This window comes from Vogesella perlucida (assembly GCF_979366545.1).
Window position 1 is genome coordinate 326,378 of record NZ_CEETRO010000003.1, and the last position, 14,720, is coordinate 341,097.

A 14,720-nucleotide genomic window follows, 5' to 3' on the forward strand; every position below is an offset into this window, starting at 1 on the left:
TGGCCGGGCTGTCCAGCGCCGCGCTACCGTGTGGCAACGCACGGCGCCCGCGATGCTTGTCACGCTGATGAACAGCCGGTAGCAGCCGCCTGAAATGCCCGCGCCCGTATCTACACACCGACCCGCCCCATCTCTTCTGGCCGCCTCTTGGCGGCGCCCCGCGCTTTCACACACAGCGCATGGCGACCTTCGCCGCAATCCGCCATCGGCAAGCTTGCACTGCCAGTCGTGCAGAAAGCGCCCACCACCCGGCCACAAACAGATGCCTCCAGAAGCTGCCCGGCACGGCCCTACCCAGCCAGGCCAGCGGCCAGCAAGACCCGTCGCTATCGTGCTATAGCGTGATGCCGCACGAATTGAATTAATTTTTGTTTAAACAAAATATTTGTTTTTATACATTATGTTGAAATGTAGCTATTCGTTTTCTAGGCTGAAATACAAAACAACACACGAGCCACTCCTGGAGAACCTGCATGAAACTCAAAAACATCGCTCTCGCCTGCTCTCTGGCCCTGCCCTTGTCTGCGATGGCCGCCAATGTACTGATTTACGATTACCATGCTGCGGGTAACGAAGCTGCAGGTCTGACCACGGTACAGACTGCGCAAGGTAATACGCCGACCACTATCGATATCAGCAGCAACTACGCCAGCTACACGCCAACTGGGCTGTCCTCTTACGGACAGGTTTGGGACCTGGGGGCAAACAAGCCCATCTCTACCGACCAGCGCACCGCCTACACCAGCTACCTGAACGGTGGCGGCACCTTGTTTCTGATGGGGGAAAATTCCGGTTTTGGTGCAACACGCAATGCCGCGATTGTCGAGTTCATCGCCAGCTTGGGCGGAGGGACGCTCGGTGCAGTTACTCAGAACGGCACGGCAGCAACCACCGTCAATGATGCATTCCGCCTCAACAACCAAACTACCAGCGTCAAATTTCCTGCCAGCGGTGTGTTTCCCTCCGCCGGTACCGGCACCTGCATCACAACCGACTGTGCAGCCGTTGCCTGGGGGGTAGGTACCTTGGCCAACGCACCAACCGGCACAGTCATTTCGGTGCTGGATGTGAATTTCCTGCAATCCAGCTTTATGGATAACCCCAGCTATCCGGGCATCGGTGACTTTGTGAAAAACCTGATCGCCTATCTGGCGCAACAAGGCCAGATCGCCAGCGGGGGCGGGGGCAGTGGTTTGCGCGTGCTGGTAGCCAGCAACAACACCAAAAACAACCCGGCATTTGGAGCGGCAGCCGTGATCGATGCCAACTCGAATCTGCTGGCCATCTTTACCAATGCCAATCTGTCTGGTGACAAAGCAGTATCCGACGCGGCTTCGCAAGTACTGCCCCTGCTCACGGGTGGTTCCATGGCAGCCACCGGCAATGCCCTGGCCGGCATTAACCGGGTCATCCAGTCGCGCCTGGAATCCGGCCGTGGCTTGTCTTCTGGCGAGCACTTCTTTGGTGACAAATATGTCTGGGTAAAACCGTTTGGCTCCTGGGCCAAACAGCACGACCAGCAAGGTGTGTCAGGCTTTAAATCCACCACCACAGGTTTGGCATTTGGTGTGGATGGCAGCCTGAACGACAAGCTCCGCCTGGGTATCGCCTCGGCCTATGCCAACGCCAGCGTGGACAGCAATTCGTCGATCGCCAAGCAAAGTGCCGATGTGGATGTGTTCCAGCTGGTGGCTTATGGCAGCTATAACCTGTCTGCCAATACCGACCTGAACTTCCAGGCAGATGTGGGGCAGAACAGTAATAAAGGCCAGCGCCGGATCGCCTTTACCAGTACCACGGCAGAATCCAGCTTCAAGAGCTACACCAGCCACCTGGGTGCCAGTCTTGATCGTGCCTACCAGCTAAACGCGAAAACCACCCTTACCCCGTCGCTGCGCGCGGATTACACCTGGATCAAGGATAAAGCCTACCGGGAATCTGGCGCAGGCTTGCTGAACCTGAACGTAGACAGCCGTGACAGTGAAGAGCTGGTACTGGGGCTGGATGGCAAACTCAGCCATCAGCTGAATGACCATACCAGCGTAGCGGCCAACCTGGGCGTGGGGTACAACACCATGGCCAAACGCTCCAGCATTACTGCCAGCTTTGCCGGTGCCAGTAGCGCGGCCTTTACCACCTACGGTCTGGACCCGGACCCGTGGACTGCGCGCGCCGGGCTGGGTATCACCCACGTCACCAGCCAGGGGACGGAAATTACCCTGCGTTATGATGCCGAACACCGTGAGGCTTTCCTGAACCAGACGGCATCGCTCAAAGCACGCTGGTCTTTCTAAACACCCGGGCAAACCGGCCACAGCCCTAGGCGCTGTGGCCATTGCCGTTTACCCTGCCGCTCATGAATGCTCGCTCTGCGCTGAAACACCTTTTGACCTGCGTGCTGCTGCCAGGCCTGGCAGCCTGCCAGAGCCTACCGGACCTGGCCATGCGCACCGATACCGCACAGCAACTGGCCAAGGCCAAAGGCTGGCAAGCCATCACCCTGCCCAGCACGACGTTTACCCTGCAAGGCTTTGGGCCGCCCCCCGCCAGAACATATCAGACGCTCAGCATCTACATAGAAGGCGACGGCTTGGCCTGGCTCTCTGCCACACAGCCTTCGTTCGACCCTACCCCGCTAAACCCGCTCGCCCTGCAGCTGGCGCTGGCCCAGCCACTGGGCCAGGCAGCCTATCTGGCGCGGCCATGCCAATACCAGGCCAGGCCAGACCCGCAGTGCCAGATGCCATACTGGACCCACGCCCGCTTTGCCAACAACACGGTCGATGCCACCGACCAGGCCATCAGCCAGCTCAAGACACGCTACGGTGCCACACAGTTAATACTGGTGGGCTACTCAGGTGGCGGCGCCATCGCCACGCTGGTAGCTAGCCGCCGGCAGGACATTGCCGCTTTGGTCACCGTAGCCGGTAACCTGGAAACACAGCAATGGGTGGCGCACCACAGCCTCACCCCGCTGGACGGCTCGCTGAACCCGGGAGACGTCGCCGCCGCGCTGCACGCCACCCCGCAATGGCATCTGGTGGGGCAGCAGGATGAGGTTGTGCCCGCACAGATTGCCCGGGCCTTCGCCCAACGGGCACCCGCCAGGCAGCAATCCATCATGGTGATTCCCGGCGTTGATCACACCTGCTGCTGGGCCGAACAATGGCCAGCGCTGTGGCGCAGCCTGGCACGCCATAGCGTGCTCGGCCAGCCCTGACAGACACCTGCAGCGGTACGGCTTGCCAGTATGCAACAAGGGCAAGCCCGTGGGCTTGCCCTTGTTTATTACAGATACGCCAGCAACAGCCCGCCATCACGCCGCCAAGCTGTGCCTCGTCATACCGTTCCGCTTACTTTCTTAGCAGTATAAGACCTTTGCACAAGCGGCCACTATCCGGGCAAAGTAACGCTTCATCTTCTACGAAATAGCCCGTACGCACCAGCTGCTCCATCACATCATTAACTGCCTGGGCGGTGTCTTTCAGTCCGGCAAAGTGGTGGCGTATGAAAAAATCGAGCGAATTCGGTTTGCTGTGCTCCGAGATAATTACCTGCTGTTGCCCCTGGATAATGTGCGCCATACCGTTAAACATCATAAATCCAGCGAGCAAGCGGGCATCGAACTGGCGGTTATTATCGTGAGGCAAAGTAATCAGATCGTTCATCATTTGTTCACTCCAGAAGTATTAGGAAACGGGGCGTCCACCGCATCCCCTCCATTGACAGGGAAATGTAACGAAACGGTAGCGCCTCGTGACTTCAGCTCGCTGATGATTTCATCTATCGAAGCATCCTGCAGGCTAACGACACATGTATCCGTCACGGATGGTTGGCCTTCAACTGTGAAGACGCTCAATAACGCTTGGTAGGTCGATGCCGACGGTCTGGCAAACTCACCACACTCTGGCTCTTCGTAGCGCCTTGGCATAACTGGATGAATGCCGGCAAGCTTGGCCAAAGCAGCTCGGCTCAAACCTTTAGCAAGCCGTGCCTCTTTGAGTGCACGCGGGAAATCCTTGGAGTCGGGCAGTGGTAGCATCGAAAACTTTCAATACTTGGTATGAATATATACCCAGCATAATACATCTTCAATTTCACAAATTCAACCTAAAATTCACCAAAAGTTTCTTCTAGTTAATGAAAAGTGAACCTCAAAGTAACTTGAAGTGAGAGATCGTTATAAAAATAACAAGGGCAAGCCCACGGGCTTGCCCTTGTTACCTTGCCGTGCGGCCAACGTTGGCCGCAGGCGCGGGGTTTACTTCTTGCGTTGCGGCGGCAGGTCGGTGCAGCTGCCGTGTGCCACTTCGGCGGCCATGCCGATGCTCTCGCCCAGGGTCGGGTGAGCATGGATGGTCTTGCCGATGTCGGTGGCGTCGCAGCCCATTTCGATCGCCAGGCAGATTTCGCCCAGCATGTCGCCGGCGTGGGTACCCACGATGGCGCCGCCGATGACCTGATGGGTCTCGGCATCGAAAATCAGCTTGGTGAAGCCTTCGTCGCGACCGTTGGCGATGGCGCGGCCGGAGGCAGCCCACGGGAACACCGCTTTTTCGATCTTGATGCCGTCACGCTTGGCGCTCTCTTCGGTCACGCCTACCCACGCTACTTCCGGGTCGGTGTAGGCCACGCCCGGAATCACGCGGGCGTCAAAGTAGGCTTTGTGGCCAGCGCAGTTTTCGGCTGCCACGTGTGCCTCGTGCACCGCTTTGTGTGCCAGCATCGGCTGGCCAACGATGTCGCCGATGGCGTAGATGTGCGGCACGTTGGTGCGCTGCTGCTTGTCTACTTCGATAAAGCCACGGTCGGTCACGGCGATACCGGCGTTTTCCGCCCCGATCAGCTTGCCGTTCGGCGCACGGCCGGCGGCCACCAGTACCAGGTCGTAACGCTGCGGCTCGGCAGGGGCTTTGGCGCCTTCAAAGGTTACGTAGATGCCGTCTTCACGGGCGTCCACGGCCACGGTTTTGGTGCCGGTCATGATGTTGTCGAAGCGATGGGCGTTGTACTTTTCCCATACCTTTACCAGATCACGGTCCGGGCCTTGCATCAGGCCGTCCATCATTTCCACCACGTCCAGGCGTGCGCCCAGGGTGGAATACACGGTACCCATTTCCAGACCGATGATGCCGCCACCGATCACCAGCATCTTGCCGGGGACGGTTTTCAGCTCCAGCGCGCCGGTGGAATCCACGATGCGCGGGTCTTGCGGGATGAACGGCAGGTTCACCACGCGGCTACCGGCGGCGATGATGGCGTTCTTGAACTTGATCACCTGCTTGGCACCAGTCTTGTCCTGGCCGCTGCCTTCGGTGGTTTCCACTTGCAGGTGGTACGGGTCCAGGAACTGGCCGACACCGCGCACCACTTGCACCTTGCGTGCCTTGGCCATGCCGGCCAGGCCACCGGTGAGTTTGCCGATGACTTTTTCCTTGTAGCCACGCAGCATGTCGATGTCGATTTCCGGCGCGGCAAACTTGATGCCGTTGGCGGCCAGGTGTTTCACCTCGTCGATCACCGCCGCGTTGTGCAGCAGCGCCTTGGACGGGATGCAGCCTACGTTCAGGCACACGCCGCCCAGGGTGGCGTAGCGCTCTACCAGTACCACTTTCAGGCCCAGGTCGGCAGCGCGGAAGGCGGCGGAGTAGCCGCCAGGGCCGGCGCCCAGTACCAGTACGTCGCACTCGATGTCGGCAGCGCCACCATGGCTGGCGGCCACCGGGGCCGCTACCGGCGCGGCTGCGGGGGCGGCGGCGGGTGCAGCAGCAGCCGGGGCGGCCGCTGGCGCAGGGTTGGCCGCAGCGGCGGCGCCAGCGGCTTCGATCACGACAATAACGTCGCCTTCGGAGATCTTGCCGCCCACGGCGGTACGCACTTCTTTCACCACGCCGGCTTGTTCGGCCGGGACTTCCATGGTGGCTTTGTCGGTTTCCAGCGTGATCAGGCTGTCGTCTTTGGCAACGGTGTCGCCTACTTTCACGAACACTTCGATCACGTCCACATTGCTGTGGCCGCCGATGTCCGGCACTTTCAGTTCAATCAGATTGCTCATGGTTTTCCATCCGCAATGGCGGGCAGGCTGGCCGCGGCCAACCTGCGCCAGGCATGATTACAGGATCAGGCGACGTACGTCGGACAGCAGCTTGCCCAGGTACACGGTGAAGCGGGCCGCAGCGGCACCGTCGATCACGCGGTGGTCAAAGGACAGCGAGAGCGGGCACATCAGGCGCGGTGCGAACTCTTTACCGTTCCATACCGGCTTGATCTGCGACTTGCACACGCCCAGGATGGCCACTTCCGGCGCATTCACGATCGGGGTGAAGCTGGTGCCGCCAATGCCGCCCAAGGACGAGATGGTGAAGGTAGCGCCTTGCATGTCGGTAGGCTTCAGCTTGCCGTCGCGCGCCAGCGCGGACAGCTCGGTGAGTTCCTTGGCGATCTGCTTGATACCCTTCTGGTCCACGTTCTTGATCACCGGTACCACCAGGCCGTTCGGCGTGTCGGCAGCAAAGCCGATGTGGTAGTACTGCTTGAGCACCAGGTTGTCGCCATCCAGCGAGCTGTTGAAGGCAGGGAACGCCTTCAGCGCTTCGGCGGCGGCCTTGATGATGAAGGCCAGCGGGCTGATCTTCAGGCCGGATTTTTCCCACTCTTTGCCGATGGTCTTGCGGAAGTCTTCCAGCTCGGTGATGTCGCACTCGTCGTTGAATGTTACGTGCGGGATCATCACCCAGTTGCGGCTGAGGTTGGCACCCGAGATTTTCTGGATGCGCGACAGCGGCTTGGTTTCGATCGGGCCGAACTTGGCAAAGTCCACCTTCGGCCACGGCAGCAGGTCCAGACCCACGCCACTGCCAGCCGGTGCGGCAGCAGCCGGTGCCAGCGCAGCCGGGTTTTGCAGCACGGCTTTCACGAAGCCCTTCACGTCCTCTTCGACGATACGGCCTTTGCGGCCGGAGCCCTTCACCTTGGACAGGTCCACACCCAGCTCACGCGCCAGCTTGCGTACCGACGGGCCAGCGTGCGATTTGGCAAAACCGGCTTCGTTGAACGCAGCAGCCACAGCAGCAGCCACCGGGGCCACCACAGGTGCAGCAGCCGGGGCGGCTACCGCGGCGGGTGCGGCAGCGGGAGCCGGGGCAGCCACGGGCGCAGGGGCGGCAGCAGCCGGGGCAGCAGCGGCGCCAACGCCTTCTACCACCACAATCAGGTCGCCTTCGCTGGCCTTGTCGCCTACTTTTACTTTCACTTCTACCACGCGGCCTGCGGCAGTGGCCGGCACTTCCATGGTGGCTTTGTCGGTTTCCAGGGTGATCAGGCTGTCGTCCACCTTGATCTCGTCACCCACTTTGACCGATACCTCGATCACGTCCACACCGCTGTGGCCACCGATATCCGGAATACGGATCTCGCTGCGGCCAACGTTGGCCGCAGCGGCCGGGGCAGCAGCGGGTGCAGGTGCGGCTACCGGAGCTGGCGCAGCAGCAACGGGCGCAGCGACGGCAGCCGCCGGCGCCGGGGCGGCAGCGCTGGCACCGACTTCGATAATGGCGATCACGTCGCCTTCGGAAATCTTGCCACCCAGTACGGCGCGCACTTCTTTCACCACACCGGCGGTCTCGGCCGGTACTTCCATGGTGGCTTTATCGGTTTCCAGCGTGATCAGGCTGTCGTCTAAGGCAACGGTCTGGCCTGGCTGGATGAATACTTCGATCACGTCTACATTGCTGTGCCCGCCAATGTCGGGCACTTTCAGTTCGATCAGATTGCTCATGGCTTTATCCACATCGTGGGGCAGCAGGCGGGTAAACGCCGGCTGCCACTATTCGGCTTGTGCAGGGCGCGCCGTGCGGCGCGCCCGTCCCCAAGGTTGGCCGCAGGCGGCTTAAACCTTCCAGCTCGGCAGCTTGTTCACGTTGATGCCGTACTTGGTGATGGCTTCCTGTACGCGGGCGGCGTCGATCTTGCCTTCGCGTGCCAGCGCCGACAGGGCGGCTACCACCACGTAGTAACGGTTCACTTCGAAGAACTCGCGCAGCTTGGCGCGGCTGTCGGAGCGGCCATAACCGTCGGTACCCAGTACCACGTAGCGGCCTGGTACGTACTCGCGGATCTGGTCGGCGTAGTTGCGGATGTAGTCGGTAGAGGCAACCACCGGGCCGCTACGGCCTGCCAGCTGCTGCTCTACGTAGGACAGGCGCTGTTCGCCCAGCGGGTTCAGCAGGTTGTGGCGGGCGGCTTCCATACCGTCACGACGCAGCTCGTTGAACGAGGTCACGCTCCAGATATCGGAGGCAATGCCAAAGTCGTTGCGCAGCAGGTCGGCGGCGGCAATGACTTCGCGCAGGATGGTGCCGGAGCCCATCAGCTGCACTTTCACCTCGGCGTCGCCACCGTCCTTGAACAGGTACATACCCTTCAGGATGCCTTCTTCGGCGCCCTGCGGCATGGCCGGGTGGGTGTAGTTCTCGTTCATCAGGGTGATGTAATAGAACACGTCTTGCTGTTCTACATACATGCGACGCAGGCCATCCTGCAGGATCACGGCCAGCTCGTAAGCGAAGGTCGGGTCGTAGCTGATGCAGTTCGGGATCAGGCCAGCCTGGATGTGGCTGTGGCCGTCTTCGTGCTGCAGGCCTTCACCGTTCAGGGTGGTACGACCGGCGGTGCCGCCCAGCATGAAGCCGCGTGCGCGCATGTCGCCCGCTGCCCAGGCCAGATCGCCAATGCGCTGGAAGCCGAACATGGAGTAGTAGATGTAGAACGGAATCATCGGGATGCCGTGGTTGGCGTAGCTGGTCGCTGCCGCAATCCACGAGGACATCGCGCCTGGCTCGTTGATGCCTTCTTGCAGCATCTGACCATCTTTGGATTCCTTGTAGAACATCAGCTGGTCGGCATCCTGCGGTACGTAGTTCTGGCCTTGGGTAGACCAGATGCCGTACTGGCGGAACATGCCTTCCATACCGAAGGTGCGGGACTCGTCCGGCACGATCGGCACGATCTGTTTACCGATGTTCTTGTCTTTCAGCAGGATACCCAGCTGACGTACAAACGCCATGGTGGTGGAGAACTCACGCTCGCCGGAATCGCTGAACTGGCTGTCGAACACGTGCAGGCCTGGTACGGCCAGCGGGGTTTTCACCGGTTTGCGGGCTGGCAGGTAGCCACCCAGCGCGGCGCGGCGTTCGCGCATGTACTGCATTTCCGGGCTGTCTTCTGCCGGCTTGTAGTACGGTACTTTTTCCAGGTCTTCGTCGGACACCGGGATACCAAAGCGGTCGCGGAACTTGCGCAGGTTTTCCAGCGCCATTTTCTTGGCCTGGTGCGCCACGTTTTGCGCTTCGCCGCTGGAGCCCATGCCGTAACCTTTAATGGTCTTGGCCAGGATCACGGTCGGGCGGCCGTTGGCATTGTGGGTGGCTTCGTGGTACGCCGCGTACACCTTGTGCGGGTCGTGGCCGCCGCGGTTGAGGTTGAAGATCTCCTCGTCCGACATGTTGGCAACCATCTCGCGCAGCTCCGGGTATTTACCGAAGAAGTGCTCGCGCACGTAGGCGCCGTCTTTGGATTTGAAGGTCTGGTAGTCGCCGTCCACGCACTCGTCCATGCGTTTTTTCAGCAGGCCTTTGGTGTCCATGGCCAGCAGCGGGTCCCAGCGCGAGCCCCAGATCACTTTCAGTACGTTCCAACCGGAACCGCGGAAGTCGCCTTCCAGTTCCTGGATGATCTTGCCGTTACCGCGTACCGGGCCGTCCAGACGCTGCAGGTTGCAGTTGATCACGAATACCAGGTTGTCCAGGCCTTCGCGTGCGGCCAGGGCGATCGCGCCCAGGGATTCCGGCTCGTCCATCTCGCCGTCGCCGCAGAAGCACCACACTTTACGGCCAGGGGTCTTGGCCAGGCCACGGCTTTCCAGGTACTTCAGGAAGCGTGCCTGGTAGATGGCCATCAACGGGCCGAGGCCCATCGATACGGTAGGGAACTGCCAGAAGTCTTCCATCAGCCACGGGTGCGGGTAGGACGACAGGCCACCGCCGTCCACTTCCTGGCGGAAGCTGTCCAGCTGTTCTTCGCTCAGGCGGCCTTCCAGGTAGGCACGGGCGTACACGCCTGGGGAAATATGGCCCTGGAAGTACACCAGATCGCCTTCTTGCTCGTCGTTATGAGCGCGCCAGAAGTGGTTGAAGCCTACGTCGTACAGGGTGGCAGACGACTGGAAGGAGGCGATGTGGCCACCCAGCTCCAGGTCTTTCTTGCCGGCACGCAGCACCAGGGCCATGGCGTTCCAGCGGTTGATCGAGCGGATGCGGTGCTCCATCTCGTGGTTGCCCGGCGACTTTTGCTCTTTGCCTACCGGGATGGTGTTCTGATAAGCCGTGGTGGCTTCGAATGGCAGGTGGGCGCCGCGACGACGGGTGCGCTCAACCATTTTTTCCAGCAGGAAATGGGCGCGTTCAGCGCCATCGCTGTCCAGTACGGACTCCAGCGCATCGGTCCACTCATGGGTTTCAATCGGGTCGATATCGTCAGGGTAGATTGCTGCCATCTCACATCCTCACATTATTGTTAGGGGCGTCTTATTGCGACGCCCTGCATGTGGTTTCCGGCCCGGGTGTGGGCCGCTTCGGTTCAACACGGATTATAAGCGAACATTTTCGCAAATAAAATTTGCGAAAACGAAAACTTTCTTACACGGTGCAGAGTGTAAATCCTGCCTGTGATCGGGCGGAATAGGCTATTGGGGTTTTCACTCAAAACCAGCTTTAAAATCAGGGATATTGCGCCGCATCATGTTGTATTTTTGCGATTGCGATGTGCCAACGTCATGTTGTCATAACACTACGTCCGGCGCAGCTGGCGGGCTTTTGCCCGGTATAGCGCACCACAGGGAAAAATGGCAGGGGAAATACGCCTGCCGGACACGCTCAAGGGGTGGGTTTCAGCAGGAGATCCAGCTCCCGCAAGCGGGCCTCGATAGACGAGCGCAAATAGAAGTCGTCACCACGCGCCTGGCTGGCAAGCTGGTACTGTACGCGTGCGGAATCGAACTTTTGTTCGAAAAAGAACGCATTGCCGAGCGCCGCATGGTAGCGCAAGGCGTCGGCCTCGCCATAACTGCGCGCCGACAGGCGCCACAGCTGGGCGTCGTCACCATAGCGTAACAGGGCGGCATCTATGGCCTGGCGGGCTTCGCTGCCGCGGCCTGCCTGCAGCAGGGTGTCGATTTCTGCCAGGCGCAAGGCACGGCGAGCCGGCCAGGTTTGCAAGGCTTGGTGGTAGGTCTGGATGGCGGCAGGCAGGTTGGCCGCAGCACGCTGGATATCGCCCTCCAGCAACAGCACCGAGGGGTGGCTGCCCAGCTGCTGGCGCAGCGCCGGCACCATCGCCTGCGCTGCGGCGGTTTGCCCCTGTGCCAACAGGGCGCGGGCCTGGCCATACAACACGGCGCCACGGTTCAGGTAACGGCCGCTGGCCAGTGCGGTCTGGTAGTACGCCTGGGCGTCCTGCGCCCCCAGTGTGGCGATGCGCAGCTTTTCACGCATCAGGACAAAATCGGTACTGTTGGCGCGCATTTTTACCGGGTAGGTTTGCGCGCGGCTCTGGCCTTCGCTGATGCGCTCTACTGTCAGGGGATGGGTTCGCAGGAAACCCAGTGCATTGTTATCGTTATGGCGCTGCTCTTGCTGCAGGCGCTCGAAAAACGCCGGCATGGCGCGCGGGTCGAAACCGGCGGCCGCCAGGTATTGCATGCCCAAGCGGTCGGCCTCGCGTTCGAAATCGCGGCTATAGGCCAGCTGCTGGCTGATGGACAGGCCGATTCCGGCATTCAATGCGCCAAAAGTGGCATCGCCATTGCTGCTACGCGATGCCGCCAACGCCCCCGCGAGTACAGCGGCCAGCAGCCACAGCTGGTTCTTGCCTTTGTTTTCCTGCATGCGCGCCAGGTGGCGCTGGGTGACGTGGGCGATTTCATGCGCCAGCACCGAGGCCACCTCGCCCTCGCTTTGCGCCACCATCAGCAGGCCACTGTGTACGCCGATGACCCCGCCCGGCAGGGCAAAGGCATTGATGCTGCGGTCGTTCACGGTAAAGAAGCTGAAGCGAAGCAACGGGGCCTGCGCGGTGGCCGCCAGGCTGCCACCCAGGTCGGCCAGGTAGTCGCCAACTTCGGCATCGTCTATTACGTCGCCATCGTCGCGCAGGCTACGCAGGATATCGCGGCCGATGCGGTTTTCTTCGGCCTGGGGCAAGGCCGATTCGGCAACCGTCCCCAGGTTGGGCAGGTCATGGGCAGTGGTGGGGGCTGCGGGCCAGATCAGGGCCAGCGAGGTCGCCAGGGCGACAAGACGGGGGCGCAAAGTCATGCAGCTATGATAGAGCCGTGGCGTGGAAAGTTGCACGTGGAATCCACGACATGCTGCCCTGCCCCAGCAAAACGCCAGCCTTGGCGGGCTGGCGTTTTGCTGGGGCAGGGCAGGTATCAGGCCACGGTGGAGGGCAGCTCGCAGACAGGGGTATCTTGCTGGGCGCCACAATACAGGCCGTAGAGGGTTTCCAGAATCGCCATGGCTTCCTGGCTGGCCACGCGGTAGTAAATCCATTTGCCTTCGCGCCGCGTGCTGACCAGCGACTCATTGCGCAGCACGCCCAGTTGCTGCGACAGGGTAGGCTGGCGGATGCCAGTGAGCTTTTCCAGCTCGGACACCGTGCGCTCGCCACCAACCAGTTGGCACAACAACAGCAACCGGTCCTGATTGGCCAGGCTTTTCAGCAGGCTGGCGGCACGGTTTGCGTTATCGTGCAACACAGTCAAATCCATGTAATGACCCTCTATGTGTGTTTTGCATGCTTTGGCAGAGCACAAATATTATGTATTTATTGATAGTGTAAAACAGGCATCCTGCCAAACACCATCTTGCTGCTTACCAGCGTGCCCGGGCACCCAGGCTGCCCTGCTGTTCACCGGTAGCGCCAGGCACAATGTAACAAATTATGGCAAAGCCCCGCACCTGGCTTTCACGCTACACCAGCGCACACCTGCGCCTGCGGTCAGGCCCGGTGTCGCAAGGCGGCAACACGCCCGCCCTCTCCGCGCCAGCTATTGCTGCCATCGTGCATGCTTTGGCAGCCAACATGCAGGCATCGTGTGCAGCAGGGGCAATGTGCGCTAGACTCGAGTGTCCTTTTACACATGGGCGGCAGTCCGCCCCGGCCTGATGGCAACCAGCTCACTCCCCCCGGCACCGGCACGCCTGGTACACGAACGTGGCATACCCGCCTTTGGCAGCTATCGGGGCGTTGTCGCCCAGCTTTCCTGGCACGCCCTGCGCATGCCGGCCATCAGGCAACTGCTGCGCCCGCTGCACCACAAGCGCTGGCAATACGCGGCGCTGGCCCACGAGCATTACTTTATTGGTGTCGCCGTGGTGGATGTGGGTTGGATCAGTAGCGCCTTTGCCTACGTGTTTGACCGCCGCCAGCGTACCCTGCTGGCCAGCTTTAGCGCGGATGGTCTGCCACTGCTGGCCACGCAGATCGAAAACCGCGCCTTTGGCGACGCCACCTTCCAGCGCGGTAAACAGCGTATCGCCTTTCGCCGCGCAGACAACCGCATCGAGCTCACCATCAATACCGATGCACTAAAGTTGGCCGCACATATTGCGCTGCCCATGCCAGAACAAACCCTGGCCGTGATCGCCCCGGCCAACTGGCAGGCACACGCCACCCATAAAAGCAGTGCCCTGGCGGTAAGCGGTTTTGCCGAATGCGCCGGCCAGCGCTTGTCTCTGGACGGTGCCATCGCCAGCCTAGATGCCTCCAATGGCCTGCTGGCGCGCGAAACCAGCTGGCGCTGGGCCAGCGCGCACAGCCCCGCGCTAGGCTTCAACCTGCAAGCCGGCTATATGGGCGACGCGGAAAACGCGATCTGGCTGGATGGCGAGCTGCTGGCTGTCGGCCCTGCTCACTTCCGCTACGATGCGGCCAACCCGCTGACCCCCTGGCACATCCACACCGATGATGGTGCGGTAGACCTGCAGTTCTACCCCGAGGGCGCACGCGGCGAAAACAAAGACCTGTTCATTGCCGCCAGCCGTTATATCCAGCCCATCGGCACGTTTACAGGCACCCTCATCCACCCCGACAGCGGCCGCACCCACCCGGTAAGCCAGCTGGTGGGCGTGACCGAAGACCACTACGCCAAATGGTAAGCCTGCGCCCCGCCCGCCCCGACGACAGCGCCGCCCTCGCCCCGCTATGTAGCGAGCTGGGCTACCCCGCCAGCGCCGAGCAGCTGGCCCCCAGGTTGGCCGCACTGCTGTCGCAGCCGGCCACCCATGTGCTGCTGGTCGCCGAAAACGCCAGCGGCCTATGCGGCTGGATACACGGCTACATCCGCCCGCTGCTGGAATCTGACCCGGCACTGGAAATCGGCGGCCTGGTGGTGGCCGAGCGGGTACGCGGCCAAGGTATCGGCGCCCTGCTGCTCACCGCCACCGAAACCTGGGCGCGCCAGCAAGGCGTGGCACAGATCACCGTGCGCAGCCAGGAACACCGCACCGCAGCACACCGCTTCTACCAGCGCCAGGGCTACCAGGTGGCCAAGCGCCAGCTATGCCTGCGCAAGGCGCTGGCAGCATGAAGTGCCACGTCGTGGTAGCATGACGCCCGCCATATATAGAGCAAACATACCAACATCCCGTAGCGGCAGCCGC

General features: G+C 61.2%; 11 protein-coding genes. 4 read left to right on the top strand and 7 right to left on the bottom strand.

What is annotated here, in order from left to right; genetic code table 11:
* Nucleotides 1–473: 473 nt before the first annotated feature.
* Together ACZ9XP_RS06380 and ACZ9XP_RS06385 are read left to right on the top strand one after the other, a co-directional pair.
* On the top strand, nucleotides 474–2,294 hold the full coding sequence (locus tag ACZ9XP_RS06380; RefSeq protein ID WP_465188170.1) for an autotransporter family protein: 1,821 nt from the start codon (nucleotides 474–476) through the stop codon (nucleotides 2,292–2,294).
* A 149-nt stretch (nucleotides 2,295–2,443) separates the two neighbouring features.
* Nucleotides 2,444–3,220, top strand: a complete 777-nt coding sequence (locus ACZ9XP_RS06385; RefSeq protein ID WP_465188171.1) for an alpha/beta hydrolase — start codon at nucleotides 2,444–2,446, stop codon at nucleotides 3,218–3,220.
* Between the two features lie 133 nt (nucleotides 3,221–3,353).
* Here the strand turns inward: ACZ9XP_RS06385 and ACZ9XP_RS06390 are convergent, their stop codons facing one another.
* The 7 genes from ACZ9XP_RS06390 to ACZ9XP_RS06420 form a co-directional block, all read right to left on the bottom strand.
* Nucleotides 3,354–3,671 carry a hypothetical protein gene (locus ACZ9XP_RS06390; protein ID WP_147688228.1) on the bottom strand — a complete coding sequence of 106 codons (318 nt, stop codon included), beginning with the start codon at nucleotides 3,669–3,671 and terminating at the stop codon, nucleotides 3,354–3,356.
* Nucleotides 3,668–4,042, bottom strand: coding sequence for a helix-turn-helix domain-containing protein (locus ACZ9XP_RS06395; protein ID WP_147688229.1), 375 nt, complete (start codon nucleotides 4,040–4,042; stop codon nucleotides 3,668–3,670). The genes ACZ9XP_RS06390 and ACZ9XP_RS06395 overlap by 4 nt, the downstream gene beginning before the upstream one ends.
* 219 nt (nucleotides 4,043–4,261) lie before the next feature.
* Nucleotides 4,262–6,055, bottom strand: coding sequence for a dihydrolipoyl dehydrogenase (gene lpdA, locus ACZ9XP_RS06400; RefSeq protein WP_147688230.1), 1,794 nt, complete (start codon nucleotides 6,053–6,055; stop codon nucleotides 4,262–4,264).
* A 57-nt stretch (nucleotides 6,056–6,112) separates the two neighbouring features.
* Nucleotides 6,113–7,777, bottom strand: coding sequence for a dihydrolipoyllysine-residue acetyltransferase (gene aceF, locus ACZ9XP_RS06405; RefSeq protein WP_147688231.1), 1,665 nt, complete (start codon nucleotides 7,775–7,777; stop codon nucleotides 6,113–6,115).
* Between the two features lie 111 nt (nucleotides 7,778–7,888).
* Complete coding sequence (gene aceE / locus ACZ9XP_RS06410; RefSeq protein WP_147688232.1) at nucleotides 7,889–10,552, bottom strand: pyruvate dehydrogenase (acetyl-transferring), homodimeric type; 2,664 nt, start codon at nucleotides 10,550–10,552, stop codon at nucleotides 7,889–7,891.
* Between the two features lie 379 nt (nucleotides 10,553–10,931).
* Nucleotides 10,932–12,371: a M48 family metalloprotease gene (locus tag ACZ9XP_RS06415; RefSeq protein WP_147688233.1), complete on the bottom strand. Its 1,440-nt coding sequence runs from the start codon at nucleotides 12,369–12,371 to the stop codon at nucleotides 10,932–10,934.
* 116 nt (nucleotides 12,372–12,487) lie between these two features.
* Nucleotides 12,488–12,826, bottom strand: coding sequence for an ArsR/SmtB family transcription factor (locus tag ACZ9XP_RS06420; protein ID WP_147688234.1), 339 nt, complete (start codon nucleotides 12,824–12,826; stop codon nucleotides 12,488–12,490).
* Between the two features lie 397 nt (nucleotides 12,827–13,223).
* Here ACZ9XP_RS06420 and ACZ9XP_RS06425 point away from each other — a divergent pair, with 397 nt between their 5' ends.
* Nucleotides 13,224–14,216 (top strand): DUF2804 domain-containing protein, encoded by a 993-nt coding sequence (locus ACZ9XP_RS06425; RefSeq protein WP_147688235.1) that lies wholly within the window; start codon nucleotides 13,224–13,226, stop codon nucleotides 14,214–14,216.
* Entirely contained in the window at nucleotides 14,210–14,647 is a 438-nt protein-coding gene (locus ACZ9XP_RS06430) for a GNAT family N-acetyltransferase (RefSeq protein WP_147688236.1), read from the top strand. Before ACZ9XP_RS06425 ends, ACZ9XP_RS06430 begins: the two co-directional genes overlap by 7 nt.
* Nucleotides 14,648–14,720: the final 73 nt, after the last annotated feature.